The organism is Streptomyces sp. NBC_01267, from assembly GCF_036241575.1.
Taxonomy (GTDB): domain Bacteria; phylum Actinomycetota; class Actinomycetes; order Streptomycetales; family Streptomycetaceae; genus Streptomyces.
On sequence record NZ_CP108455.1, the window covers coordinates 3,066,434 to 3,092,935 of the forward strand.

General features: G+C 70.9%; 24 protein-coding genes and 1 tRNA gene. 14 read left to right on the forward strand and 11 right to left on the reverse strand.

The window, feature by feature from the left end; all coding sequences use genetic code 11:
- Window positions 1-202: 202 nt before the first annotated feature.
- The gene (locus OG709_RS13980) at window positions 203-694 is read left to right on the forward strand and encodes a SigE family RNA polymerase sigma factor (protein ID WP_250301931.1); all 492 of its coding nucleotides are present in this window, start codon (window positions 203-205) and stop codon (window positions 692-694) included.
- Window positions 687-1,250 carry a hypothetical protein gene (locus tag OG709_RS13985; RefSeq protein WP_250301930.1) on the forward strand — a complete coding sequence of 188 codons (564 nt, stop codon included), beginning with the start codon at window positions 687-689 and terminating at the stop codon, window positions 1,248-1,250. The genes OG709_RS13980 and OG709_RS13985 overlap by 8 nt, the downstream gene beginning before the upstream one ends.
- Window positions 1,251-1,352: 102 nt before the next feature.
- On the opposite strand, the gene OG709_RS13990 is transcribed toward OG709_RS13985, so the two are convergent.
- Complete coding sequence (locus OG709_RS13990) at window positions 1,353-3,926, reverse strand: ABC transporter permease (protein WP_329166335.1); 2,574 nt, start codon at window positions 3,924-3,926, stop codon at window positions 1,353-1,355.
- Complete coding sequence (locus OG709_RS13995; protein WP_250301928.1) at window positions 3,923-4,711, reverse strand: ABC transporter ATP-binding protein; 789 nt, start codon at window positions 4,709-4,711, stop codon at window positions 3,923-3,925. Before OG709_RS13995 ends, OG709_RS13990 begins: the two co-directional genes overlap by 4 nt.
- Window positions 4,712-5,196: 485 nt before the next feature.
- Here OG709_RS13995 and OG709_RS14000 point away from each other — a divergent pair, with 485 nt between their 5' ends.
- Window positions 5,197-5,442 (forward strand): hypothetical protein, encoded by a 246-nt coding sequence (locus OG709_RS14000; RefSeq protein ID WP_329166338.1) that lies wholly within the window; start codon window positions 5,197-5,199, stop codon window positions 5,440-5,442.
- A 36-nt stretch (window positions 5,443-5,478) separates the two neighbouring features.
- Here the strand turns inward: OG709_RS14000 and OG709_RS14005 are convergent, their stop codons facing one another.
- The 3 genes from OG709_RS14005 to OG709_RS14015 all read right to left on the reverse strand — a co-directional run bounded on the left by OG709_RS14005 (window position 5,479) and on the right by OG709_RS14015 (window position 10,350).
- On the reverse strand, window positions 5,479-6,369 hold the full coding sequence (locus OG709_RS14005; protein WP_266642701.1) for a cellulose-binding protein: 891 nt from the start codon (window positions 6,367-6,369) through the stop codon (window positions 5,479-5,481).
- A gap of 302 nt (window positions 6,370-6,671) precedes the next feature.
- Window positions 6,672-9,359, reverse strand: coding sequence for an SUKH-4 family immunity protein (locus tag OG709_RS14010; protein ID WP_329166341.1), 2,688 nt, complete (start codon window positions 9,357-9,359; stop codon window positions 6,672-6,674).
- A 7-nt stretch (window positions 9,360-9,366) separates the two neighbouring features.
- Window positions 9,367-10,350: an SMI1/KNR4 family protein gene (locus OG709_RS14015; protein WP_329166342.1), complete on the reverse strand. Its 984-nt coding sequence runs from the start codon at window positions 10,348-10,350 to the stop codon at window positions 9,367-9,369.
- A gap of 275 nt (window positions 10,351-10,625) precedes the next feature.
- Here OG709_RS14015 and OG709_RS14020 point away from each other — a divergent pair, with 275 nt between their 5' ends.
- Together OG709_RS14020 and OG709_RS14025 are read left to right on the forward strand one after the other, a co-directional pair.
- Window positions 10,626-11,138 (forward strand): YwqJ-related putative deaminase, encoded by a 513-nt coding sequence (locus OG709_RS14020; RefSeq protein ID WP_250301923.1) that lies wholly within the window; start codon window positions 10,626-10,628, stop codon window positions 11,136-11,138.
- A gap of 10 nt (window positions 11,139-11,148) precedes the next feature.
- Window positions 11,149-11,658 (forward strand): SUKH-3 domain-containing protein, encoded by a 510-nt coding sequence (locus OG709_RS14025; RefSeq protein WP_250301922.1) that lies wholly within the window; start codon window positions 11,149-11,151, stop codon window positions 11,656-11,658.
- 60 nt (window positions 11,659-11,718) lie between these two features.
- Here OG709_RS14025 and OG709_RS14030 read toward each other — a convergent pair whose 3' ends face one another.
- Window positions 11,719-13,020 (reverse strand): sensor histidine kinase, encoded by a 1,302-nt coding sequence (locus OG709_RS14030; protein WP_250301921.1) that lies wholly within the window; start codon window positions 13,018-13,020, stop codon window positions 11,719-11,721.
- Between the two features lie 142 nt (window positions 13,021-13,162).
- On the opposite strand from OG709_RS14030, the gene OG709_RS14035 reads away from it, so the two are divergent.
- The 7 genes from OG709_RS14035 (at window position 13,163) to OG709_RS14065 (ending at window position 18,903) form a co-directional block, all read left to right on the forward strand.
- Entirely contained in the window at window positions 13,163-14,023 is an 861-nt protein-coding gene (locus OG709_RS14035) for a hypothetical protein (protein ID WP_329166345.1), read from the forward strand.
- Window positions 14,024-14,038: 15 nt separating this feature from the next.
- Window positions 14,039-14,113: transfer RNA gene (locus OG709_RS14040), tRNA-Gln, on the forward strand.
- 104 nt (window positions 14,114-14,217) lie between these two features.
- Window positions 14,218-15,660, forward strand: a complete 1,443-nt coding sequence (glmU, locus tag OG709_RS14045; protein ID WP_326694718.1) for a bifunctional UDP-N-acetylglucosamine diphosphorylase/glucosamine-1-phosphate N-acetyltransferase GlmU — start codon at window positions 14,218-14,220, stop codon at window positions 15,658-15,660.
- Window positions 15,661-15,824: 164 nt separating this feature from the next.
- Window positions 15,825-16,802 carry a ribose-phosphate diphosphokinase gene (locus OG709_RS14050; RefSeq protein ID WP_250301918.1) on the forward strand — a complete coding sequence of 326 codons (978 nt, stop codon included), beginning with the start codon at window positions 15,825-15,827 and terminating at the stop codon, window positions 16,800-16,802.
- Between the two features lie 198 nt (window positions 16,803-17,000).
- Window positions 17,001-17,588 (forward strand): 50S ribosomal protein L25/general stress protein Ctc, encoded by a 588-nt coding sequence (locus OG709_RS14055; RefSeq protein WP_250301945.1) that lies wholly within the window; start codon window positions 17,001-17,003, stop codon window positions 17,586-17,588.
- Between the two features lie 191 nt (window positions 17,589-17,779).
- Entirely contained in the window at window positions 17,780-18,373 is a 594-nt protein-coding gene (gene pth, locus OG709_RS14060; RefSeq protein WP_250301917.1) for an aminoacyl-tRNA hydrolase, read from the forward strand.
- Between the two features lie 65 nt (window positions 18,374-18,438).
- A complete protein-coding gene (locus OG709_RS14065; RefSeq protein ID WP_250301916.1) occupies window positions 18,439-18,903 on the forward strand; it encodes a hypothetical protein in 465 nt (154 codons plus the stop codon).
- 93 nt (window positions 18,904-18,996) lie between these two features.
- Here the strand turns inward: OG709_RS14065 and OG709_RS14070 are convergent, their stop codons facing one another.
- From OG709_RS14070 to ppc, 5 genes are all read right to left on the reverse strand, one after another.
- Window positions 18,997-19,869: a cytochrome c biogenesis CcdA family protein gene (locus tag OG709_RS14070; protein ID WP_329166350.1), complete on the reverse strand. Its 873-nt coding sequence runs from the start codon at window positions 19,867-19,869 to the stop codon at window positions 18,997-18,999.
- Window positions 19,866-20,630: a DsbA family protein gene (locus OG709_RS14075; RefSeq protein ID WP_326694717.1), complete on the reverse strand. Its 765-nt coding sequence runs from the start codon at window positions 20,628-20,630 to the stop codon at window positions 19,866-19,868. The genes OG709_RS14070 and OG709_RS14075 overlap by 4 nt, the downstream gene beginning before the upstream one ends.
- 66 nt (window positions 20,631-20,696) lie before the next feature.
- On the reverse strand, window positions 20,697-21,209 hold the full coding sequence (locus OG709_RS14080) for a hypothetical protein (protein ID WP_329166352.1): 513 nt from the start codon (window positions 21,207-21,209) through the stop codon (window positions 20,697-20,699).
- 67 nt (window positions 21,210-21,276) lie between these two features.
- Entirely contained in the window at window positions 21,277-21,744 is a 468-nt protein-coding gene (locus tag OG709_RS14085; protein WP_329166354.1) for a hypothetical protein, read from the reverse strand.
- Window positions 21,745-21,858: 114 nt separating this feature from the next.
- The gene (gene ppc, locus OG709_RS14090) at window positions 21,859-24,594 is read right to left on the reverse strand and encodes a phosphoenolpyruvate carboxylase (protein WP_250301911.1); all 2,736 of its coding nucleotides are present in this window, start codon (window positions 24,592-24,594) and stop codon (window positions 21,859-21,861) included.
- A 237-nt stretch (window positions 24,595-24,831) separates the two neighbouring features.
- Here ppc and OG709_RS14095 point away from each other — a divergent pair, with 237 nt between their 5' ends.
- Window positions 24,832-25,815 carry an acyl-CoA desaturase gene (locus OG709_RS14095; protein ID WP_266642687.1) on the forward strand — a complete coding sequence of 328 codons (984 nt, stop codon included), beginning with the start codon at window positions 24,832-24,834 and terminating at the stop codon, window positions 25,813-25,815.
- Window positions 25,812-26,501, forward strand: coding sequence for a TetR/AcrR family transcriptional regulator (locus OG709_RS14100; protein WP_250301909.1), 690 nt, complete (start codon window positions 25,812-25,814; stop codon window positions 26,499-26,501). The genes OG709_RS14095 and OG709_RS14100 overlap by 4 nt, the downstream gene beginning before the upstream one ends.
- Window position 26,502 lies beyond the last annotated feature (1 nt).

Below are 26,502 nucleotides of genomic sequence, written 5' to 3' on the forward strand. Positions count from 1 at the left end.
ATCCGGAGATCCGGTGGTGGCGGGCATCGTGCGGGCGTGGCGCGGCCGTACTGCGGTGCGCAACGCGAAGGACCCGACACGTGTCACGGGCCGGGGTTCTCCAGCGTACGACTTCCGGGCAAAGTCGGTGTGCTGTGTCAACCGGAGTGGCCGTCTGGTCGTATGTCCTCATGAGATGGGACCACGTCCGCCAGGGAGCTGCATGACTGTCGAGGAGTTCGAGGAGTTCTACGCTCACTCCGTAAAGCAGCTGGTGGGGCAGGTCTACCTGATGACCGGGGACCTGCATGAGGCCCAGGACGTGGTGCAGGAGGCTTTCGTACGGGCCTGGGGCCGGCGCTCCGCGCTGCGGAAGGACGCCGGGCCCGAGGCGTGGATCAGGACGGTGGCCTGGCGGCTCGCGGTGAGCCGGTGGCGGGGGCGCGGCCGGAGCGCCGACGCCTGGCGCCGCCACAGCGACGCCCGCCCGGCCGCGGTGTCCGAGCCCGATCCGGGCACGGTCGTACTGATCGCCGCCCTGCGGCAGCTGTCCGAGCGGCAGCGGCGGGTGGCGGTCCTGCACTACGTGTGCGATCTCACCGTCGAGCAGGTCGCCGCCGAGACGGGGATATCGACGGGCACGGTCAAGACCCATCTCTCCCGCGCCCGAGCCGCGCTCGCGCCGCATCTCTCCGAGGAGGAGCACGGTGCCTGAGACCGAGTACCAGCACGAGGACGACGGGTGGGACGACCGCTCCGGGAGCGGCGCCGGGGAGAGATACGGGGCGGGCTCCGGGGCAGGCGCCGGAGCGAACGCCGGAGCAGGATCCGGGGCAGGTGCCGGAGCAGGATCCGCCTGGGCGGGATCCGGGACGGGATCCGCCGGCACGCACACCTACGAGTACCAGCCCGACGACGCCCTCGCCCGCGCCTTCAAGCAGGCCGCCGACGCGGGCAGCCGGGCCGTCGTGCCCGCACCGGCCGCGCTGGTCTCGGCGCGCGGGGCCCGGCGCCGGCGCCGGGTGCTCGCCTCGGCCGCCGCCTGCGCGGTGTGCGTGCTGGCGAGCGGCGCCGCGGTGGCCGCGGTCCAGTTCCGGTCCGCCGCCCCCGTACTTCCGGCCGCCCCGCCGGGCCCACAGAGTTCCGTCCGCGGCGACCGGACGAGCCCCTGGTCGGGTTCCGCCACGGCCTCCCCGTCCGACTGGCCCAGCAGCATCCCCACGACACCGTCCACCACCTTCCTCTCGACCGACCCGCCCCCGGGGGGCTGACGACGGCGCGGCCCCGGCAGGCGCCTGGTGCGCCTGCCGGGGCCGCGTCTCCCCGTTCCCCCGTTCCCCCGTTCCCCCGTTCCCCCGGTCCAAGGACCTGTCCTAGTCGGTCGCGATCGCGTTCAGTACGTTCATCCGGCCCGCCCGGAACGCCGGTATCAGCGCGGCGAACAGACCCACGAACGCCGAGGCGACGAAGACCGTGAGGATCGTCGTCCACGGGATCTCCAGGACGCCCATGCCCTCCAGCGCGAGGATCTTCTGGGCCGACGTGCCCCAGCCCATCCCCAGCCCCAGACCGAGCAGCGCACCGAAGAGCGCGATGACCACCGACTCCAGCCGGATCATCCGGCGCAGCTGACGGCGCGAGAGGCCGATCGCCCGCATCAGGCCGATCTCCCTGGTCCGCTCGACGACCGACAGGGCAAGGGTGTTCACCACACCCAGCACGGCCACGATGATCGCCAGGGCGAGCAGCCCGTAGACGATGTCGAGCAGCTGGCCGATCTGGTCCTTCAGCGTCTGCTTGAAGTCGGTCTGGTCCTGCACCTTGTACTGCGGGTAGTCGGTCAGCGTCTTCTTCAGCGCGGCGTAAGCGGCCTTCTCCTGGCCGTCCTTGGCCTTGGCGAACATGATGACGTTCAGCGGGACCTTCGCGGCGGGCAGGTACCGCTTGGCCGTCGTGATGTTCATGTACATCGCGCCCTTGTCGACGCTCGTGTCGTCGGACGTGACGGCCGCGATCCGCAGCTTCGCCGTACGCCCGCCCTCGAACGCGACGGTCAGGGTGTCTCCGACCTTGATGCCGTGCTTCTTCGCGTAGGCGTCACCGACCGACATGGCGTCCTTGCCGTACGCCGCCGAGAGATCACCGGAGACGGTCTCGCGCCGCAGGTCCTGCGCGTACGTCGGGTCGGCCGCGACGACCGGCTGCTTCTCCTTCGTACCGTCCGGGGCGGTCAGTTCGGAGTCGACCGCCTTGTAGTCGGTGACGTGCTCCAGGCCCGGCGTCGCCGCGAGCGCCTTCCGGGCCTGCGGCACGATCAGCGCGCCCCGGGGGCTCTGGACGATGAAGTCCGCACCCACCGACTTGTCCAGCTCGTCCGTGGCGGAGGCCACCATCGAGGAGCCGACCACCGACAGGCAGGCCACCAGCGCGAGCCCGATCATCAGGGCGGCGCCCGTCGCTCCCGTACGCCGCGGGTTGCGCAGCGCGTTGCGCTCGGCCATCCGGCCGACCGGGCCGAACACCCGCAGTACCACCGCGCTGATCGCCCGGACCACGACACCCGCGAGCAGCGGGCCGATGACCACGAAACCGATGAGCGTGAGGACGACGCCGATCCCGAGATACGCCGATCCCTGGCCGGACTTGTCCGCTCCCGCGGCGGCGAGGAGCGCCGCCGTACCGGCGCCGGTGAGCACCAGGCCGATGACTGCCCGGAGCCGGCCGGCCCGGCCGTCGGCCGGTGTACCGGCGTCCCGCAGCGCGGCCATCGGGGAGATCTTCCCGGCCCGCCTGGCCGGGATGTAAGCGGCGACGACCGTGACGACGATGCCGAGGAGCATGCCGATCGCGGGGGTCGTCCAGAGGACCGTCAGATCGTCCGTGGACAGGTCCATGCCGGTGGCGCCCATCACCTTCATCAGCCCGACGGCCAGGCCGACACCGGCGCCGACGCCGAGTACCGAGCCGAAGAAGCCGAGCAGCAGTGCCTCGACCAGCACCGAGCGGTTGATCTGCTTCCGGCTGGAACCGAGCGCCCGCATCAGGCCGATTTCCCGGGTGCGCTGGGCGACCAGCATCGAGAAGGTGTTGATGATCAGGAAGATGCCGACGAGGAAGGCGATCCCGGCGAAGCCGAGCATCGCGTACTTCATGACGTCGAGGAAGGAGCCGACGTCGGCGCGGTTGGCGTCCGCGTTCTCCTTCTGGGTCTGGAACTTGTACGGTCCGGGCAGCGCGGCGGCCACGTTCCGCTTCAACTCGATGTCACTGACACCCGGTCGGGCGGTGACCCCGATGCTGGTGAACCGGTCGGGGGCGCCCAGCAGTCCCCGCTGCGCGGTGGCGGTGTCGAAGTACACGACGGCGGCACCGGGGTTGGTCACCTTGAACGTGGCGATGCCGCTGATCCTCGCCCGGATGTCACCGGTGGCGGTGATGGTGCGCAGCTCGTCACCGAGCTTCAGGTGGTGCTTCTTCGCCGTGTCGGCGTCGACCATCACCTCGGTGGGGCCCTGCGGCCGGTGGCCGGAGGTGACCGCCATCGACTTGCTGTCGTCGGCCGTCCAGTTGCCTGCGATCGTCGGGGCGCCGCTGCTGGAGCCCATGTCCGTGTTGTGGCGGTCGACGACGGTCACGCTCATGCTGGAGACGCCGCCCACCGCCGACTTCACCCCGTCGGCCTTCCCGACCTTCGCCAGTACGGAGGCGGGCAGCGAGTCGGGCCTGCCGTTCAGCGGGTTCTCGTCGGCCCCCTTCGCGGCCTCGGGGCTGACCGTGACGTCCGCCGCGGTGGCCGCGAAGAGCTTGTCGAACGTGGTGTTCATGGTGTCGGTGAAGACGAGCGTGCCGCACACGAAGCCGACCGACAGCAGGACCGCGACGGCGGACAGCGCCATCCGCCCCTTGTGCGCGAAGAAGTTGCGCATCGAGGTCTTCCAGACGGTCATGACGTCCGCCCGCGCGCATCGAAGTCCTTCATACGGTCGAGGACCTGGTCGGCCGTGGGGCCGTACATCTCGTCGACGATCCTGCCGTCCGCGAGGTACAGCACCCGGTCCGCGTACGAGGCGGCGACCGGGTCGTGCGTGACCATCACGATGGTCTGCCCCAGCTCGGAGACCGACTTCCGCAGAAAGCCCAGCACTTCGGCGCCCGCACGGGAGTCGAGGTTCCCGGTCGGCTCGTCACCGAAGATGATCTCGGGCCGGGCGGCCAGCGCACGCGCCACCGCGACGCGCTGCTGCTGCCCGCCGGAGAGCTCCGTCGGCCGGTGCTTCAGCCGGTCCTTGAGCCCGACGGTCTCCACGACCTGCCGCAGCCACTCGGCGTCGGGCCTGCGGCCCGCGATGTCCATCGGCAGCGTGATGTTCTCGATCGCGTTGAGCGTGGGCAGCAGGTTGAACGCCTGGAAGATGAAGCCGATCCGGTCGCGTCGCAGCTGGGTGAGCTTCTTGTCCTTCAGCCCGGTGATCTCGGTCTCGTCCACGTAGATCTGCCCGGAGCTGACAGTGTCGAGCCCGGCGAGGCAGTGCATCAGCGTCGACTTGCCGGAGCCCGAAGGCCCCATGATCGCGGTGAACTGCCCCCGGGCGATGTCCACATCGACATGGTCCAGGGCGACGACCCGGGTCTCCCCCGAGCCGTACGCCTTGACGACCTGCCGCGCCCGTGCGGCAACAGCCGTACGCCCTCCAGTACCCCCGTGCCTGGGAATGGTCACAGCCGTTGTCACGGTAAGTCTCCTATGTCGGTCAACACCCGCTTGTCAGCAAGCAGGCAAGAAGTCTGTCGATCCGGGGTGCACCGGCGCACTGGTGCACGTCTCCGTCTCCGCCCTGGGGTTTTCCCCACCCCACCCCTGCGGCGGGCCGCCCGGTCGTGCGAGCGGCCATGAACAAACGTTAAGGAACAGCCCCGGTCCCGCTCGTCCTCCGCCGGGACGAACGCTCCCCGGCCATGTGTAAGGGGCGGACCCTAGGGGTTCCCCGGGGACCGGGCTGCGGACGTACGGGTACGCACGACGGGACATACGGGTGCGCACGACGACCGGGCCGCGGTAGTGCGGTTAGTCATCCCGTTGGCGTCAACGCCGTGCGGGGGATGACCCGTTGGGGTGAGAGCAAGCCCGCACCCATGTGCGGCGCTTGCCGGAGAAAAACCTTTTCGCGTGGTCAGTTCCTGGGAGACACCCGGGCACGACAGATCTGGAGGGAATTGATGACCACCCTGAGTTACTTCTTCCAGTCCGAGGCCGCCCAGCAGGTCCGGGAAGAGGGACGCGAAGAAGGCCGGGCGGAAGCGCAGGCCGGTGCCGTGCTGATGGTGCTGGAGCGGCGCGGTGTCGCCGTTCCCCCCGAGGTGCGGGACCGCGTCAACCGCTGCACGAACCTTCCGACTCTCGCCGCCTGGCTGGACCGGGCCTGGTCCGTCGCATCCGCCGGGGAGCTCTTCGCCCAGCCCTGACCCGGCCCCGAGAGGTGCGCGCCCCGGCCGGGGCGTTCACCCCTCCGCCGGCGCCTTGCCGGTGAGCGACGCCAGGCTGCTCCGTACGTGCGCCATGTGCGCGCGCAGTTCCTCCTGCGCCTCGGTGTTCTCCCGCAGGACCCGCTCCGTCTCGCGCTCCACCCGCTCCGCCCGCACCCGCGCCTGCGCGATCAGCTCGGCGCCGCGGGCCTCCGCATCCTCCTGGCCGTGCCGCGCCTGCTCCTCCGTCACCGACAGGGCGCGCTGCGCCTCCGCCAGGCGGGCCTCCGCGCGGGAGATCAGCTCGGTGTGACGGGCTTCGAAGTCGGCTTCCCTGGAGGCCAGTTCGTGTTCCGCGGCCTCACCCCGCTCGCCCTGCTCCTTCTCCAGCTCCGCCAGCAGGTCCGCCGTACGCGCCCGCATCTCCCGCAGCACGCCGAGCGACTCGCCCCGCCACTGCTTCGCGTCCCGGCGCGAACCGATCCGCAGCTCGTCGGACGTGCCCTGCGCACCCGCCAGCAGCTCCTGGGCGTACGCGTCGGCGGCGGCCCGTACCGCGTCCGCGTCCGTGCGTGCCGCGTCCCGCAGCGCGCGCTCCGCCGCTCCGGCCTCGTCGTACAGCCGCTGAGCCGCCGCGAGCGCCTCGGAGCGCAGGCCCTCCGCCTCCTCCGTGGCCAGCGTGATCAGCGTCTGCGCCCGAGCGCCGAGCGACTCGTACGTCTGCGGGGCGAGCGCGGCCACCTGCTCACCCAGGGCGACGGCGGCGGCCTCCATCTCCTTCGCGAGTACGGTCAGCCGCGCCGCCCGCTCCCACGCCTCGTCGCGCTCCTGCGAGAGTCCCGCGACGAAACGGTCGACCTGCTCCGCCCGGTACCCGCGGCCCCGCACGCCGGTGAAGCCATGAGGTGACACCGATGCTGAACTCATCCTTCAAGCCCCTCTTCGAACACGATGTGCGGCCCGGCATTCCACACGGCCCGGCGCACATCTTGGTAGATCATCGCGAAGCGCTCATAACGCGACACTCCGCCCATCTCATCCACCCAGGATGCGGCACTCCGTCCCGGAAGCCGGCATCGCGGTCCGACAGCGGCCGGATCCGGCCCCCGGCCGACCCTCAGGACCGGGTGCTCCCGGCACCCGCACACGACAGAGGCGCCCGGCCGCGCATCGCGGCCGGGCGCCTCAGGAAGGGCTGTGTCAGGAAGGGCAGTGCCAGGAAGGCTGTGTCAGAGCAGCCCGTCCCACATCTGCTCCAGCAGGACCGACCACCAGTTGTCCGGTGAACCGAGCGCGGCCTGGTCCAGCATCATCAACTGTGCCTGGAAATCGACGGTCCAGCGGCCCGCCTGCTCCGGGGTGAGCCCGAAACGCAGCCGCCACATCCGGCCCAGCAGCGCCAGCGAACGCACGAACTCGGGCAGCCCCGAGTTCACGAACTGCGGCGGCACCGGCTGCCCCCCGGGACCCGCCTCCACCGGCACGGCCACGATGTTCGCCGTCCCGTACTGGACACAGAGCGCCCGGCCGAAGTCGGACCCCATCACCAGATACGAACCGGCGTCCGAGGCGGCCTGCACCTGCCGCTGGGCGGCCAGTTCAGCCAGTGTCGGCACCGGCTGACCGGGCACCGCCTGCGCCCAGAAGAACGGACCGAAGTCCACCGGCAGCCCCGCCCACACCAGCGTCTGCGCCACGACGTCCGGGACACCCTGACGCGAAACGGCCCGCTGATCGAAGCGGAAGACACCCTGCGGCCCGAAACTCTGCGCCAGTTCCTGCGCGACGCCCTGCGGCGGGAGCGGCGGCGCCGGCTGCACCGCGGGCAGCGGCGCACGCACCGGCGCGGGCCGCGCCGGACCGTCCGCCACCTGGTGCAGCTCACCCTGGTGGGTCAGGAGGTGCTGCATCCCCTGCTGACGGCTGGCATGGTCCCTGCCGTACGGGGCGACGCTGGTGATCCGCACCTGCGGCCACGTCTCCCGGATCATCCGCGCGCAGTACCCGCCGGGCAGCTCGCACGACTCCAGCTCCGTGTGCAGCTCGATGACCTGCTGCGGCGGCACGTTCATGGCACGCAGCTCGTGCAGCATCTGCCACTCCGGGTGCGGAGTGCCGGGCGCGGAACGCCGGATGAGCTGCTGCTCGGACCCGTCCGGCGCCCGGAAGCGCAGCACCGCCTGGTAACCGGGGCCCACGGTCGGCAGCCCGGTCGGCGGCTGCTGCGGATACCCGTACGCGGCACCCTGCTGGGGCGGCACGGGACCGGGCGGCGCTACGGGACCGGACACGGCCGGACCGGCCAGCATGGTCGCCGCCTGGTGCACCCCGCCGCCCATGCTGCCGCCGGACGGCGGCGCCGGAGGACCAGGCGGACCGGGCGGCTGCGGCGCACCCGGAACACCGGGCGGACCGGGCGGCTGCGGCGCGCCGGGAACACCGGGCGGGCCCGGGGGCTGCGGCGGACCGGGGGGCCGGGCCCCGCCGAGACTGCCCTGGCCGCCCAGGCTCGGGGTGGCCAGCATCGTCGCGGCGTGGTGGACCCCACCCCCGCCGCCCGTACCGCCGCCACCCGTACCGCCGCTGGACGGCGGCTTCGGAGGACCGGGCGGTCGCGGCGCACCCGAGATACCGGGCGGGCCCGGGACACCGGGCGGCAGCGGCCGGTCGGCGCCGAGCTGCGAGACCAGCTGCGTCGGGACGTATCCACCGGCCGGAACCCCGGGCGGCAGTGGCGGACCCTCGGGGGCACGCGCACCCGGCGTACCCGGGGCGCCGGGCGGCGGCGGAGTACCGGCACCCGCACCCCGGGCCCCCCTGGGCACGCGCGGGGGCGCCGTGGCCTTGCTGGTCGCGGCGTCGGCGATGTCACTCGCACCCGCGGCAGGACCGGGCGCGGGGAGGGGGCCGGGACGGGCAGCGGGCGCTACGGGCGGAGCCGTCGGCGCCGAACGCTCGGGCAACGGCATCGGCGGGGGCAGCGGGGACTGCTGCTGCGGAGGCTGAGGCGACTGCGGTTGAGACGGCGGCTGCGGCTGCGACGGCAACGGCAACTGCGGTACCTGGGACTGCTGCGGCGCCTGGGACTGCGGCGAGTGCGGTTCCGGCCGCTTCCCCGGACCGTCCAGCGCGGGCGCGAGCGTCGTCGACGGCAACCCGCTGCCGCCCGACATCAGCGCGGTCCTGGCCTCCGGCGCCACCACGGGCGGCGCGTCGCTCTCGTCGTCCGAACCGGCCAGCGGTGGCGCGAACACCGTCGCGGGCAGCGGTACGGACGCGTCCTCCCCGCCGGGAACGGCGCTCGTGTCCGTCCCGGCCCACGGAGTGCCGTCCACGGGAACGCCGTCATTGGCCGTCGGCTCGTGATCGGCACCGGGGCCACCGGCGTTCGGCCAGGACGACCCGCCCGCATCGGCGGACGGGGTCCCGCCGGACGTACCCCAACTCCCGCCCGACGACGGCGTACCGGCGCCCACGGGACTCCCGGCACCGGAACCGGAACCGGCATCCGAGCCGGACCCCGCCCCCGACCGCCGGTCCGGAATCCCCAGCTTGTCCGCCGCGTCCTGCAACCACTCCGGCGGAGTCAGCAGGAACGACGTCTGGTTCAGATCGATCCGCTGCGGCGGTTCCGGCGACGCGGCAGCCGCCTCACCCGCCACCCCGTACTCCTCCTCGAAACGGCGGACGACCTCACCCACCGCGAGCCCCGGCCACAGCGTCGCCTCACCACTGTCGCGCGCGATCACCAGCCGCTGCCGGCCACCACCACCCGAAGGGCCTTCCGCACGGTCCTCCGCCCACACCACGAACCCGAGGTCGAACTCCCGCACCCGCACCTCACGGTGCTGATACGCGGGAACGTCCCCGTTGACCCACTCTTCCGCGCGCTCCTGCGCCTGCGCAAAGGTCACCATCGGCTCTTCACCCCTCGGCCGAGACCGGGACGGCCTGCGCGAAGCCGCCGTCCACCATCAGGTTCGCCACCGTTTCCAGCTCCGGCGGATTCCCCGCAAGACGCTCCAGAAACGCATCGAAATCCGCACCGCACGGCAACAACAGCCGCTCCACCCTCTCGGCCGGCGGCCAGGCATCCTGGTCACGCGCATCGTCGTACGCACAGAACCAGACCGAGCCGACCCCGCCGCCCTTCACCTTCACCGCGAGGATCCCGCCCTGGACGAAACCGACACCCAGGTAGTCCTTCGTCAGGTGGTCCCGCAAGCACTTGTTCACGTACACCAGGTCATTGACCGCGGCCTCGTCCCGCACCGTGAAGAACGGCTGGTCCACCAACAGCCCCAACTCCGCGTCCAGCGCGGCACCGACCGGCGCGCAACCGCCCGCCGCCTTCAGGAACGAGCGGTACGCGGCAGGCAACCGGTACCCCAGATCCTCCTCGACACCCAGAACCTGCTGCTCACCGACCGCCACCGACCCCTTCGGCAGCCCGAAGTGCGCCGGACGCGTGTCCTGGAGCGGGCGGGTACCCCTCTTCTCCTGGTCGACAGCCGCCGTCGCGAGCCCACCGTGGTGCCGCAGCAACGCCTTGACCTCGACCGGTACGAGTTCGAGCCGACGCCCCCCGGGCACGTGGTGCCAGGTCCAGCCGTGCGGAGTGGCAACAGCCGGGATCGTGTCCCACAACTCGTGCCCCGAAGCGGCCAGCGCCGCATTGGCCGACACGTAGTCCGTCAGCCGCAGTTCATCGACACCGAACCCCTCGGGGGGCTCCGCGATCTCCGCGGCGGCACGCGCGTACGGCGAGAAATCCGGGAAGCCGTCTCCGTCCACCCGCACACCACGGGGGTGGCGCGCGGCCCGCACCGGGTCCGGGAAGTTCACGAGCTGCCCGGTGTAGGCCGCATTCGGTGGCGCGGCTTGCTGCCCGAGCCGACCTGTCGTCATGGCGGTTGCCCCCTGCTGCGAATGGCTTAGACCGCCCGGGGCGGTCTTAGTGACGGACAGCCTATGCGGTGGGGCAAGAAGAGGCCCCGCCCCAGTTCCCACCGGCCCACAGCCGTAACGGACCGTCACGTTCGAGTGACCCGCAAGCGACACAACACCCCGATCAACAGCCCCAGCTTCCGCACCACCCGTCCCATTTGGCAGGCTGACCCCGCAACACGGGGGGCGCAACACCGGCAGCAACAGCTGCAGGGGGTGGGAGGGGTATCACAGCCATGCACACGGCACAGTCACCACAAACCGGGCCATCGGGCGACCCACGCCTGCGCTGGAGCAGTACGGAATCCCGCCCGCCGGAGCTCCTGCACCGCCGGGACGGCATCCTGCCCACCGTCGCCGCGGCACTCTCCGTACGCGGCGCCGACACCCTCACCTCGACCGCGGGCAAGGCCGACCAGCCACCCGCGCTCCACCCCCTCGTCCAGGACTTCCTCGCCACCCTCACCAGCGGCCAGCGGGAACGGTTCACCGGACGCTGCCCCGAAGCGATCCTGCTCTCCCGGCACCTCACCGCCGTCGAGGGCACCCGCTCCAAACGAGCCGCCCGCAAGCCCCTCACCAACGGCGAAGCCCGCCGTACCCTGAAACACGCCAAGATCACCGCCCGCCGCATCCGCGAGGACGGCGACCCGCTGCACGGCAGCTACGCACCGCCGTGCCGCTCCTGTACGGCGATGCTCGCCCACTTCGGGGTACGCGCAGTCGATCCGACCACCGAGAAGGGCTGAACCACCGCAGATGCCGCCGCACACGCAGGACGCGCCGGACGCTCCCAGCACCCGCTTCCCCGACACCGTCGACGCCGCGCTGCGCACAGCGGGCTGGCTGCCCGGACGCTGGGACATCCGGGGCGCCGAGCAGTGGGCCGACGCCCTGCGCGCCCACGTCTCCCCCGGAGGCCACCGGCACGCCGTCTTCCCCGCGGCCGTCGAGGCCTGGGCAGAGTTCGGCGGACTGCGGATCACCGGCCCGGCACCCGGCCGCCAGAACGCCCCGGCCCCGTTCCTCGTCGACCCGCTCACCGGCCTGCACCTCGCCCGTACACTCGCCGACCTCGGACGCGCCCTCGGTACCGAGATCGCCCCGCTCGGCGAAGAAGGAGACGGCCAGGCCCTCCTCGCGATCGACTCGGACGGCCGGATCTACAGCATCGACCACACCGGCGACTGGTACCTCGGCCCCGACATCGACCAAGGCCTCGCCACGCTGATCACCGGGCTGCAACCCCTCCGGCTCACCTCGGGCTGACCCCCGGCAGGCCCGGGGCACGCGCACCCGCGACCCGGGCCCTCACGAACCACGACCGGCTCAGGCCGCCTGCCGCCCCGGCAGCAGCGCCGACACCCGGAACCCCCCGGCATCCGTCGGCCCCGAGACGAACGCCCCGCCCAGCGCGGTCACCCGCTCCCGCATCCCCACCAGGCCGTTCCCCCCGCTGGGCAGCCCCGCATCGGCCACCCCCGCGTCCGACGGACCGTTCTCCACCTGCATGGCCACCTCGGCCCCCCGGTGCGCGAGCCGCACCCAGGTCTTCGCACCCGCCGCATGCTTGTGCACATTGGTGAGCGCCTCCTGGACCACGCGGTACGCGGTCCGCTCGACCACCTCGTCGTACCGCCCCGCCTCGCCCTCCACCACCAGCTCCACGACCATCCCCGCCGCCCTCGACTGCCCGACCAACGCCTCCAGCTCGTCCAGACACGGGCCGTCACCCCCGGCCGCCGCAGCCGCCGCGGCAGCCGCAGCTCCGACAGCCGCCAACGGCACCGGCGCCGGAGCCCGCACCGCATCCCCCGTACGCAGCACCCCCAGCATCTCGCGCAGCTCCGTGAGCGCTTGACGGCCCATGTCCCCGACGAGCGCCGCGTTCTTCGACGCCTTCACGGGGTCCTTCAACGCCACCGCCTGGAGCGCCGCGGCGTGCACCACCATCAGACTCACCCGGTGCGCCACCACGTCGTGCATCTCCCGGGCGATCCGCGTCCGCTCCTCGGTACGCGCCCACTCGGCACGCTCCTCGGCCCGGTCCGCCAGCAGCGACAGCTCACGCTCCAGGCTGTCCGCGCGCTCCCGCAGACTCTCCATCAGCCGCCTGCGCGCCCCTATGTACAACCCGAACAGCACCGGCGGCGCGGTCAGACCCAGCGACATGAAGACGGACCCCAGCACCACGAACAGGCCGTCACGCGGACCCAGTCCGTGCCGGAGCTGCACGAACGTCACGATGAGCGTGCCCAGCAGCGACATCGCCGTCAGCGCGCCGGTCAGTCTGCGCGGCACATCGGACGCCGCGAGCGTGTAGAGCCCGACGATGCCCATGAGGAAGCCCATCTGGGCAGGCGTGACCGCGACCGACACCAGCACCACAGCGATCGGCCACCGCCGCCGCAACACCAGCACCGCCCCGGCCAGCAGCCCGAACACCACCCCGAACGGCAGGGGAAGCCCCGCCTGCCCGGAGAAGTCGACCCCCTCCAGCGCACACTCCAGCGCCGAGACGACCCCCAGCCCCACATCCAGCACGGCGCTGCGCCGCCGCTCCCACCACCACCAGCCACGGGCGGTCAGTCCCGTGGCCGTGGCGTCCTGGTACGCCCCCGTTGCGGTCATGCCGTCCAGCGTACGGGCGGGCCGGTCCCGGGCTCACGAATTTCGATGCGGGAGGTTACGTGCGATACGCGACGACCACCCGAACCAGTGAATCGGCCAAGCTTTCGAAGCGGGTGAGCGCATATCGGATGAGGCTCGTCACATGACGGACACCAGCAGCAAATACAGCGACTTCGAGGGGTTGCGTGAGCGGGCGGTCGCTCTGCGGAGGGAGGGGCTGAGCCGCCGCCAGATCCGCGATCGGCTGTACATCGACAACAACGACATCCTCAACCGCCTGTTGCAGGGCGAGCCCGCGCCGGAGTGGACGAAACGCCCCCGCGCCAAGGACGGCCTGCGGGCGAAGGCACGGGAGCTGCGGCTCCAGGGGATGACGTACGACCAGATACAGGTGGAGCTGGGGTGCTCGAAAGGTTCGATCTCGTTGTGGGTGCGGGATCTGCCGACGCCTCCCCGACGCACTACCACCGAGCAGGCGAAACTCGCCGGCCGTCTGCGATGGGAGCACGAACTGGCGGTACGCGACATCGAGCGCCAGAAGACCAAGGCCGCTGCGGCAGACGAAATCGGCACCCTGTCCGACCGGGAGCTCTTCTTCGTCGGCGTAGCCCTGTACTGGGCAGAAGGCACCAAGGACAAGCCGTACGACCGCCGGGAGAACGTCACCTTCGTCAACAGCGACCCTGGGGTGATCGAGGTCTACCTGGCATGGCTCAGGCTGCTCGAAGTGGCCCCGGAGCGTATCTGCTACCGGCTGATGATTCACGAGACAGCCGATGTGGAGACAGCCAAGCTCTACTGGGCCGAGCTGATAGGCGTCGATGTCTCCGTCTTCCAGAAGACGACCCTCAAGAAACACAATCCGAAGACGGTTCGGAAGAACACCGGTGAGAACTACCGGGGCTGCCTCGTCATCCGCGTCGCGCAGGGAGCTGAGCTGTACCGACGCATCGAAGGCTGGTGGCATGGCATCGTGGATGAGACGCGGTCTCTCCTCAGGTAGGGTCTGACGCTGTGATCCGCCGTGGGGTAGCGGCATCCCGCAGACCTTTGGAGTCTTGAGACGCTGGTTCGAATCCAGCCGGCGGAGCCACAATTCGGGTCCCGGCCTCCACGGCCGGGACCCGCCTTCGTTTCCGTCCCGAACCCCCCCGGTATCCTGCGGGTGTCCACCCCCCGCAGCCGAAGGGCACCACCGTGAGCGCCAACCCCCCGGCCGTCGTCGTCCTAGCAGCGGGTGCGGGCACCCGTATGAAGTCGGCCGTCCCCAAGGTCCTGCACGAGATCAGCGGCCGCTCCCTCGTCGGGCACGTCGTCGCCGCCGCCCGTGAGCTGGACCCCGAGCACCTCGTCGTGGTCGTCGGGCACGAGCGCGAGAAGGTGCAGGCCCACCTCGGCGAGATCGACGCGGACGTCCGTACCGCCGTGCAGCAGACCCAGCAGGGCACCGGGCACGCCGTCCGGACCGCGCTCGAAGAGCTGGGCTCGGTGCCCGGGGGCACCGTCCTCGTCGTCTGCGGTGACACCCCGCTGCTCACCGGCGCCACGCTGAGCGCCCTGTCGGCCGCCCACACCGCCGACGGCAACGCCGTGACCGTGCTGACCGCCGAGGTGCCCGACGCCACCGGCTACGGGCGCATCGTGCGGGACCACTGCGGCGCCGTGACCGCGATCGTCGAGCACAAGGACGCCTCCGACACGCAGTTGGTGATCCGGGAGATCAACTCCGGGGTGTTCGCGTTCGACGGGCAGCTGCTCGCGGACGCGCTGGGCAAGGTGCGTACGGACAACAGCCAGGGCGAGGAGTACCTCACCGACGTGCTGGGCATCCTGCGCGAGGCCGGGCACCGGGTCGGGGCGTCCGTCGCCGGTGACCACCGGGAGATCCTCGGCATCAACAACCGGGTGCAGCTGGCCGAGGCGCGCGCGCTGCTGAACGCCCGGCTGCTGGAGCGGGCGATGCTGGACGGGGTGAGCGTGATCGACCCGTCGTCGGTGTTCATCGACGCGACCGTCACCTTCGAGCCGGACGCGATCATCCACCCCGGCACGCAGCTGCTCGGCACCACCCACCTCGCGGAGGGCGCCGAGGTCGGCCCCAACTCACGGCTCAAGGACACCACGGTCGGCAGGTTCGCCCGGGTGGACAACACGGTGGCGGACGGCGCAGAGGTCGGCGAGCAGGCGACCGTGGGCCCGTTCGCCTACCTGCGGCCCGGTACGCGGCTCGGGGCCAAGGGCAAGATCGGCACGTACGTCGAGACGAAGAACGCCACGATCGGCGAGGGCACGAAGGTGCCGCACCTCTCCTATGTCGGCGACGCGACGATCGGCGAGTACACGAACATCGGCGCCGCGAGCGTCTTCGTGAACTACGACGGGCAGCACAAGCACCACACCACGATCGGATCGCACTGCCGTACCGGTTCGGACAACATGTTTGTGGCGCCTGTCACGGTCGGGGACGGCGTCTACACCGCCGCCGGCTCGGTGATCACGAAGGATGTGCCGCCGGGCGCACTGGCCGTCGCCCGGGGCCAGCAAAGGAATATCGACGGTTGGGTGGCCAGGAAGCGTCCGGGAAGCGCCGCCGCGGAGGCCGCTCTCTCGGCGTCGGAGGAGCCGGTCAGCGAAAGCTGACCGGAAACAGGTGTGTTCATCTGCGCGTACCGTGATAGATACACGCACCGGCCCACGGGCCGGACATGCCCCGGCTCTCGGGCCGGATTTACGGGGTTCGCCCCGGACATATCGCACCGGCTGGCTCGCCCAGCAGCAATCAACACGTCTGAGGAGACTGTGCTGTGACCGGGATCAAGACGACCGGCGAGAAGAAGCTGATGCTCTTCTCCGGCCGCGCCCACCCCGAGCTGGCCGAGGAGGTCGCATCCAATCTGGGTGTGGACCTGGTGCCGACTAAGGCCTTCGACTTCGCGAACGGCGAGATCTACGTCCGTTTCCAGGAGTCGGCCCGTGGTGCCGACTGCTTCCTGATGCAGAGCCACACGGCTCCCATCAACCAGTGGATCATGGAACAGCTGATCATGATCGACGCCCTGAAGCGGGCCTCGGCCCGGAGCATCACGGTGATCGTGCCGTTCTACGGCTACGCCCGCCAGGACAAGAAGCACCGCGGCCGGGAGCCGATCTCGGCCCGTCTCATCGCGGACCTGATGAAGACCGCGGGCGCCGACCGCATTCTCACGGTCGATCTGCACACCGACCAGATCCAGGGCTTCTTCGACGGCCCGGTGGACCACCTCTTCGCGCTGCCGATCCTGGCGGACTACGTGGGCGCCAAGGTCGACCGCTCCAAGCTGACCATCGTCTCGCCCGACGCGGGCCGGGTACGGGTCGCCGACCGCTGGTGCGACCGTCTCGGTGCGCCGCTGGCGATCGTCCACAAGCGCCGTGACAAGGACGTCGCGAACCAGGTCACCGTTCACGAGGTCGTGGGTCAGGTCGAGGGCCGCGTCTGCGTGCTGGTGGACGACATGATCGACACCGGTGGCACGATCTGCGCCGCGGCCGACGCGCTGTTCGCCAACGGCGCCGAGGACGTCATCGTGACGGCGACGCACGGTGTCCTCTCGGGTCCGGCGGCCGACCGTCTGAAGAACTCGAAGGTCAGCGAGTTCGTCTTCACGAACACGCTGCCCGACCCGGGCAATCTGGACCTGGACAAGATCACGGTGCTCTCGATGGCGCCGACGATCGCCCGCGCGGTGCGCGAGGTCTTCGAGGACGGCTCGGTGACCAGCCTCTTCGAGGAGCAGGAGTAACCGTCTGAAGGCTGCCCGAGGGCAGCCTGAAGATCGATTTCTGGGACGGCCTCCCCGCCGGGTAGACTCACGGAGTTGCTCGGCGAGGGAGGCCGTACTCATAGGTACGGCGCTCCGTTATCGACGCGCTCTTCGTAGCAGGCCGCGATACGTGGCCGGGTGACCCAGCCGTTTTTCGTCACCTACGAGGAGTGCCACATGGCCGAGGTCAAGCTCAGCGCCGAAGTCCGTAACCAGTTCGGCAAGGGCGCCGCCCGTCAGACCCGTCGTGAGAACAAGGTTCCCGCGGTCATCTACGGTCACGGCGCCGAGACGGTGCACATCACCCTTCCGGGCCACGAGCTGATGATGGCGCTCAAGACCGCCAACGCTCTGCTCAGCCTGGACATCGAGGGCCGCACCGAGCTCTGCATCCCCAAGGCCGTCCAGCGTGACGCCATCAAGCGCACCATCACCCACGTCGACCTGCTCGCGGTCAAGCTGGGCGAGAAGGTCACCGTCGAGGTCTCGGTGCAGGCCGAGGGCGACCTGGCGCCGGGCTCCAACCTGCTGGAGTACGTGCTCAACACCCTGACCGTCGAGGCCGAGGCCACCCACATCCCCGAGTCGGTCACCGTCTCGGTCGCGGGTCTGGACGCCGGTGCGTCGATCCTGGCCAAGGACATCCCGCTGCCGGCCGGCACCACCCTCGCCATCGACGAGGACGCCGTGGTCATCCAGATCGTGGCCGCGCAGGCCGAGGAGCCCGCTGCCGACGCCGCCGAGGGCGAGAGCGCCGAGGCCTGAGCCTCGCTCTGATCCCGGGCCGCGTTGTTCCGGGACTTCGCTGAATCCGCCGTCCGTGCCGCAAGGCGCGGGCGGCGGCTGGCTGTTCACCCGCTTTCCCGGCTTCACCCGCTTTCCGGTTCACCCGCTTTCCGGCTTCACTCGCTTTCCGGCTTCACCCGCTTCACCGGCTGCCCCTGGGAGACGTGCAGATGACGACCGATCCGACCGCGCCCTGGCTCGTCGTGGGTCTCGGCAACCCCGGCCCCGACTACGCGGCCAACCGCCACAACGTCGGCTTCATGGTGGCCGATCTGCTCGCGGAGCGCATCGGGGGCAGGTTCAAGGCGCACAAGGCCCGTGCCCAGGTCATGGAGGGGCGGATCGGTCCGCCGGGTCCCGCCAACCGCCGGGTGGTGCTGGCGAAGCCGATGTCGTACATGAATCTCTCGGGCGGTCCGGTCACCGCGCTGCGCGACTTCTACAAGGTGGACACGGCGAACATCGTCGCCGTCCACGACGAGCTGGACATCGATTACGGCACGCTGCGGCTGAAGCTGGGCGGTGGCGACAACGGCCACAACGGTCTGAAGTCGATGACCAAGTCGATGGGCCCCGACTACCACCGGGTCCGGTTCGGTATCGGGCGTCCGCCGGGGCGGATGCAGGTCGCCGATTTCGTGCTGAAGGACTTCTCCTCGGCGGAGCGCAAGGAGCTGGGGTACTTCGTGGACCGGGCGGCGGACGCGGTCGAGGCGCTGATCATCGAGGGGCTGGAGCGCGCGCAGACCACGTACAACTCCTGACTCCCCCGGGCGTTCTTCCCGCCCGGGTTGACCGGATGCGGTTGCATGGCCAAGGATCGCGCCCCATGAAGCGGAGTCGTGGCGTCCTGCTGTACGCGCGCCGGGCAGCCATGGGCTGTGTCGCGGCGCTGATCCTGGTCGCCGGGTTCTGGTCCTCGTGGGGGACGGCCCAGCACGTGATCCTCGCGAAGGGCCGCGACCACGGCACGCTGACGGTGGCCTCCTGCGCGGGCGACACCTGTACCGGCCCGTACACGCCGTCGGCGGGGTCGGAGCCGCACTCGGGGTTGAGCATCGACAAGTCGACGGCGGCGAAGAAGGGCGAGGAGCTGCCGGTGGTGGTCCGTCCCGGGTCGGACGAGGCGATCCGGACCGGGTGGGCCGGGGTGCTGCACGCCTGGGTGCCGTTGGGCGGGGCGTTGGTGCTGGCGGCGCTGGTGATCGGTGGTGGACTGCGGATGACGCGTACGGCGTGGGTGGCGGGCGGCGCGGGTGCGGCGTTGCTGGCGGCGGCGTTCCTCGCGCTGTGAGCGGGTTCGCTCCGGGCGGTGTACGTCGCGGAGCTGAGCGGAGTTGAGGCCGGGCCCGTGCGGTGGCGGGGGTCCCGTACGGGCCCGGCGGTGTCAGTCGCTCTCCTTCGGGCCGTGAGCGTGCGCGTCGGTGTCGTCGGCCGTGCGCCGACCGTGGGGTGTCAGCAGAACGGCGACGGCTGCCACGGCCGCGAGCCCCGCGAGGACGAGGAGCGCCACCCGGTCCGGGACGGCGGTGCCGAGGGCCGACACCCGTTCCTCCAGGGCGAATTCGGTGTGTGTACTGAGCAGCGGCGGCAGCGCGGACGCGCCGTCGAACAGCAGGAACGCGGCGCCGAGCAGGATGAACAGGGTTCCGCCGACGAGTGACGTGGTGTGCAGTGTCAGGGGGCCCGCGGTGAGTGTTCTGCCGCGGAGCCATGTGCGGTGGCCGAGGTCGAAGCGGTCCCACAGGAGGGCCAGGACGAACATGGGCAGGGCCATTCCGAGGGCGTAGACGGCGAGCAGGAGTCCGCCGTGCAGCGGGTCGCCGCCGACGGCGGAGACGGTGAGGATTCCGCCCAGGACGGGTCCGGCGCAGAACCCGGCGAGTCCGTAGACGGCGCCCAGTGCGACGACGGAGGCCGCCGATCCCGAGCGGCGGGCGCCGGCGGCCTGTTGGAGGCGGCGTGAGCCGAATCCGAGGCCGAGGATCTGGGCCGCTCCCAGTGCGATGACGGTCCATCCGCCGACGGTGATCAGTGTGTCGCGGTGACCGTAGAAGAGACGGCTGGCGAAGGAGCCGGCGACGCCGAGCGGTACCAGGGTGGTGCACAGTCCGGCGTAGAACAGGGCGGTGCGGGCGACGAGTCGGGTGCGGCTGGTGAAGGAGTACGCGAAGAACGCCGGGAGCAGCAGGGCGCTGCAGGGGCTGAGCAGCGCGAGGAGTCCGCCCAGGAAGGCCATGAGGAGGCTGACCTCGGTCATGGCCGGGCCGCCTTCGCCGCCGCGTCGATGGCTTTGCGGAAGGTGTCGGTGGGCTGGGCGCCGAGCAGCGGTGTGCCGTTGACGAGGAAGGCGGGGGTGCTGGTGACGCCCAGGGCGTAGCCCTCTTCCTGGTCGCGTTGTACGGCCTTGTGTGCGGCTGCGGAGGTCATGTCCGCGCGGAACCGGTCGAGGTCTTCGACGCCTGCTTTGCGTGCCAGGGTGGTCAGTTGGTCCTGGTCGAAGTGGCCGGTGTTCCGTTTGTGCGGCTCGCTGTAGGCGAGGGTGTGGAACTCCCAGAACTTGTGTTGCCGGCCGGCTGCCCAGCCTGCGAGGGCGGCCTGCTGCGATTCCTTGCCGAAGATGGGGAAGTTGCGCCATTCGATGCGCAGGATGCCTTGGTCGACGTACGAGCGTTGCAGTGCGGGTTGGGTCTCGCGGGCGAACTGCCCGCAGAACGGGCACTGGAAGTCGGAGTACTCGATCAGTACGACCGGTGCGTCGGCGCGCCCGGTGGCCTGTGGGTCGGTTTTCTCGCGGCGGGCCAGGGCGGCCAGTTCGTTGTCCGGTGACGGGGTGTCGCCGGGCGCGCTCGTGGTGGCGGTGGGTGCGGGCCGTGCGGCGGGTTCGGGGGTGTGGCTGTCGGTGCCGTTCAGGGTGAGGGCGAACGTGGCGGTGGCGGCTGCGGCCACGAGGACGGCGGACGCGAGGACGGTCCGCTTGCGGTTCCTGCGGGGTGCGGGCGTGGTGCTGTTGTGGGGCATGGCGTGCCTCTCCTGATGCGGAGGTCCTGATGCGGAGGACGAGAAAGGGGTGAAGGGGGCCCGGGGTCAGGCGGATGCCGGTACGGGGCAGGCGGTCTGGCCCGCCAGGCGGCGCAGTGCGGCTTCGGTGAGCAGGGCGACGGAGGCGAGGGCCACCAGTGGTTGCAGGGGTGCCCAGTAGCTGAGCGCTCCGGAGGCGCCGAGCAGCAGCAGGACGAGTTTGTTGCAGACCGGGCAGCCGACCGCGAGGAACGACAGGATGCCGCCGAGCGAGCCGAGTCGGCCGCCGGTCGCGGGGTCCGGCGCCGAGGGGGCCGTGGGTGTCGCGGATGTCGCTGGCCCGCGTACGTAGGTGCTCAGGACGATGCCTGCGAGGGCGGCGGTGACGGCGAGGGCCGGGTAGTTCCAGCCCTGTACGGGGACCGACCGGGAGAACAGCGGGGTGGGGATCACGTCGGTGGGCACGCCGACCAGTACGGCGGTCAGCAGCGTGCCTGCGCCTGCCGCGGCCCACTGGTGGCGCTGCCAGTGACGCAGTGCCGAACCCGCCCGGCTCAGGGAGCGCGGGGAAGAGGACATGTTCAGTTGCTCCGATTCCGAGGATTCACGGACGCGACTCAGGGGTCGGTCCAGGACCGGGCAGGTCCTAAATCCGCAGAACGGAGAGGAGGGCTGGTGGGGGTGGGGGTGCGGGCCCTATGGGGGACGTCGCGGGGCGGGGGGTCCGCTCGGGCGTGACCGGTGTCGGACCGGTGGGCCGGGCGGCGCAGTTGTCGGCGTGCCGGTGGTTCTCCGCCCGCTGGGCTCGCGGGTCCGGGAGCACCTTCTTGCCGCACGCGGGGGTGGAGCCGTCGGCTTCCGTGGCGTGTGCGGAGGCGTTCCGGACGTGGTGCAGGGCGGTGCCCGCGGAAGACACGGCAGAAGGCACAGCGGAAGAAGCGGCGGCGGGAGAAGCGGCGGCGGGCGAAGTGGCGGAGGTGGTGGCCCGTTCGGCCACGCGTCCGCCGCGCTCGGTGTGGCCGAACGCGCAGAGCAACGCCACGACGGCGACGAGCAGTCCCAGCAGGCCGCGGAAGCCGGCGTGTGCCGTTCCGGGTGCCGCCGGTCGCTTCATGATCGCCGATCCGTGGGGGTGCAGGTGGACCCACGATAGGCCACCGGCCGGGGCACCGGACAGAAGTCCGGTGCCCCGGCCGGGGTGGCCGGGGGCCTGGGCCGGGCGGTCGGCTCAGCCGGTGTTGCGCAGTCCCGCCGCGACGCCGTTCACGGTGAGCAGCAGTGCCCGCGCGAGGGTCGGGTCCGGGTCCTCGCCCCGTTCGGCCGCTGCCCGCTGGCGGGCGAGCAGGGAGACCTGGAGGTACGAGATCGGGTCCAGGTAGGCGTCGCGGATGCCGAACGTCTGCTGGAGCACCGGGTGGGAGTCGAGCAGCTTCTGGCCGCCGGTGATCCGCAGGACCTCCCGGACGGTCAGTTCGTGTTCGGCCTCGATGTCGGCGTACACGTGCTTGAGTTCGTCGGGCACGAGCGTGTCGACGTAGTGCCGGGCGATCCGCAGGTCCGTCTTGGCCAGGGTCATCTCGACGTTGGAGATGAAGTTCTGGAAGAAGTGCCACTGCTCGTGCATCTCGTCCAGGACCGTGTCGAGTCCGGCTTCGCGGAGGGCCTTGAGGCCCGAGCCGACGCCGAACCAGCCGGGCACGATCTGCCGCGACTGGGTCCAGCCGAAGACCCAGGGGATGGCCCGCAGCCCGTCGAGGCCCGCGCCGGAGTCCGGGCGGCGGGAGGGGCGGGAGCCCAGGTGCAGTTCGGCGAGCTGGTCGACGGGGGTGGACGCGAAGAAGTACGCGGGCAGGTCGGGGTCCTCGACGAGCCTGCGGTACGCGGTGTGGGCGGAGTCGGAGACGACGTCCATCGCGGCGTCCCAGCGGGCCAGCGCCTCGTCGGACTGGCGGGGCGCGGTGTGCAGCGCGGAGGCCTGCAGCGTGGCGGCCACCGTCAGTTCCAGGTTCTCCCGGGCCAGGGCGGGGACCAGGTACTTGTCGGAGATGACCTCGCCCTGCTCGGTCACCTTGATCTCGCCCTCCAGGGTGCCCCAGGGCTGGGCGAGGATCGCGTCGTGCGAGGGGCCGCCGCCGCGGCCGACGGTGCCGCCGCGGCCGTGGAAGAGCCGCAGCCGCACGCCGTAGCGGTGGGCGACGTCGCGCAGTCGGCGCTGGGCCCGGTGGATCTCCCACTGGCTGGTGGTGATGCCGCCGAACTTGGAGGAGTCGGAGTAGCCGAGCATGACCTCCTGGACGTCACCGCGCAGCGAGACGAGGCGCCGGTAGGAGGGGTCGGCGAGCATTTCGTCGAGGATGACGTCGGCGGCGCGCAGCTCGTCGGTGGTCTCCAGGAGCGGCACGATGCCGATCTTGGCCCAGCCGCCGTGCAGGTCGAGCAGTCCGGCCTCCCGGGCGAGTACCGCGGCGGCGAAGACGTCGTCGGCGCCCTGGCACATCGAGATGATGTACGACTCGATGACCTCGGGTCCGAAGCGCTCGAAGGCCTGCTTGACGGTGTGGAAGACGCCGAGGGTCTTCTCGCCCGCGGCGTCGAGCGGGGCCGGGGTGGGGGCCAGCGGGCGCCGTGACCTGAGTTCCTTGGCGAGGAGCTTCTGCCGGTACTCGCGGGGCATGTCGGCGTAGCGCCAGGATTCCTCGCCGAGCCGGTCGAAGAGCTGGCCGAGGGCGTGGTGGTGGGCGTCGGCGTGTTCGCGTACGTCCATGGTGGCGAGCTGCAGCCCGAACGCGGCGAGGGTGCGGATGGTGCGGTCCATGCGGCCGTCGGCGAAGAGTCCGCCGCGGTGTGCGCGCAGGGAGACCTGGATGAGCGTCAGGTCGGTCAGCAGTTCGGCGGTGCCGAGGTAGTCGCGGCCGTCCTGGTGAGGGGTGCCCTTGGCGAGGCGCTCGCGGGTGTTGACGAGCTTCTGCCGGATGCAGGTGGCCTTGAGGCGGTACGGCTCTTCGGAGTTGAGGCGCTTGTAGCGGGGGCTGATCTCGGGCAGTCGCTCCAGGTCGAGCTGGAGGGAGTCGAGCAGTTCCTGGGTGGCGCCGGTGTAGCGGATGGAGTTGGAGAGCAGACCGCGCAGGTAGTCGATGAGGTCGATCGCGTCGGTGATGCCGTGTTCGTGCTGGAGGATCAGCACTTCCCAGGTGACGGCGGGCGTCACGTTGGGGTTGCCGTCGCGGTCGCCGCCGATCCAGGTGCCGAAGGTCAATGGGCGGGTTCCCGCGGGGAGTTCCACGCCGACGCGGTCCAGTTCGGCGGCCAGGTCCTCCAGGACGTCGCCGACGGCGCCCGCGTGCAGTTCGTCCAGGTAGTAAATGGCGTTGCGCGCCTCGTCCGCGGGCTCGGGACGTACGACGCGCAGTTCGTCGGTCTGCCAGATGAGGTCGATGCTCTCGGCCAGCCGCAGGTCGTGGCGGCGCCGGTCGGCTTCGATGACGGGGGTCTCGAGGAGTTCGGCGATACGGCGCAGCTTGTTCAGTACGGAACGCCTGGCGGCTTCCGTGGGGTGCGCGGTGAAGACGGGCCGTACGTTGAGGTTCTTGACGGTCTCGCGCAGGTGGTCGGGGTCGGCGTCCTTGAGCCGGTCCGCAGTGCGGGCCAGCAGGCCGCCCTCGGCGGCGCGTACGGCGCGCATCTCGCGTCCGCGGTGCACCTGCTCGGTGACGTTGGCCAGGTGGAAGTAGGTGGAGAAGGCGCGCACCAGCTTGGCTGCGGTCTCCAGGCCGGTGTCTCCGAGGAGTTCGGCTGCTGCCTCGCCGTCCTCGCGGGTGAGCGCGCGTACGCGTTCCACCAGTTCGAGGAGTTCGGGGCCTTCCTGCCGTACGAGGGTCTCGCCCAGCAGATCGCCGAGCCGGCGGATATCGGCGCGCAGCTCGGGGCTGGCGGTCGGGGTGGGGGTCAGGTCGGCACTGCTCACAGGTGCGGCTCCTTGCAGTGTTGGCACGACTGGCAAAGGGGTCTGGGTGTCATTCCCAGAAGTCACAGAACGGACCGCGCTGTCCGACGACACGCACCCAGGATAGGTGTCCGCCTCGGGGCATCACCCACAGCCTCTTGCCGCGAGGCTCCCCGCTGACATACTTACGAGGCCGTAGGTTACGGAACCGTAGCCGGGCATCAGCCGCACTCCTCACCCCACGGGGGACGTCCACTCATGACCATTGGTCCCGATCTGATCGATGACGCCCAGACCCCGACCGGCCCTCCACTCCCCTCCGCGACACTGGGCGGGGACAGCAAGGGCTCCGTGGAGCAGTTCGGTCTTCTGCTCTTCATCATCGTGCCGTTCCTCGCTCTGGTCGCGGCGGTGCCGCTGGCCTGGAGCTGGGGCGGTGTGAGCTGGCTCGACCTGGGGCTGCTCGTGGTGATGTATTACGTCGGGTGCCACGGCATCACGATCGGTTTCCACCGGTATTTCACGCACGGCGCCTTCAAGGCGAAGCGTCCGCTGCGCCTCGTTCTGGCCATGATGGGGTCGCTCGCGGTCGAGGGGCCGCTGGTCCGCTGGGTGGCCGATCACCGCAAGCACCACAAGTTCTCCGACGCCGAGGGTGACCCGCACTCGCCGTGGCGGTACGGCGAGACCTTCCCGGCCCTGCTCAAGGGGCTGTGGTGGGCGCACATGGCGTGGATGTTCGACGAGGAGCAGACGCCGCAGCGCAAGTACGCGCCTGATCTGGTCAACGACCCGGCGATCCGGTGGATCTCGCGGAACTTCATCTACTGGACGGTGGTCTCGCTGGCGATCCCGCCGCTGGTCGGCGGTCTGGTCACGATGTCCTGGTGGGGCGCGTTCACGGCGTTCTTCTGGGGGTCGCTGGTCCGGGTGGCGCTGCTCCACCACGTCACCTGGTCGATCAACTCGATCTGTCACGCGGTGGGCAGGCGCCCGTTCAAGTCGCGGGACCGCTCAGGCAATGTGTGGTGGCTCGCGGTCCTGTCCTGCGGGGAGTCCTGGCACAACCTGCACCACGCGGACCCGACGTCCGCACGGCACGGGGTCCTGCGCGGCCAGCTGGACTCCAGCGCCCGCCTGATCCGCTGGTTCGAGCAGTTCGGCTGGGCGTACGACGTGCGCTGGCCGTCCGCTTCCCGGATCGATGCCCGGCGCAAGAGCGAGCTCACAGAAACGGCATGATGACAGACGTGGCGATCGAAGGCAGCAGTACCAGCGGCAGAAAGAACAGAACGGCCTCGGGGCGGCGTCCGCGCCGGGTCCGGATGACCGGGAAGGAACGCCGCGAGCAGCTGCTGGACATCGGCCGCACCCTCTTCGCCGAGAAGGGGTTCGAGGGCACGTCGGTGGAGGAGATCGCCGCGAAGGCGGGGGTCTCCAAGCCGGTGGTGTACGAGCACTTCGGCGGCAAGGAGGGGCTGTACGCGGTGGTGGTCGACCGCGAGATGCGCCAGCTCCTGGAGCTGGTGACCGGCTCGCTGACGGCGGGCCATCCGCGTGAGCTGTGCGAGCAGGCCGCGTTCGCGCTGCTCGACTACATCGAGGAGTACACGGACGGGTTCCGCATCCTGGTGCGGGACTCCCCGGTGGCCCAGTCGACGGGTACGTTCGCCTCGCTGATCAGTGATATCGCCACGCAGGTGGAGGACATCCTGGGCAGCGAGTTCAAGGCCCGCGGCTTCGACCAGAAGCTGGCGCCGCTGTATGCGCAGGCGCTGGTGGGCATGGTGGCGCTGACCGGCCAGTGGTGGCTCGACGTACGGAAGCCGCCGAAGGCGGAGGTGGCGGCGCACCTGGTGAATCTGGCGTGGCACGGTCTGGAGAATCTGGAGCCGAAGCCGCGGTTGATAGGGCACCGGAAGAACTGAC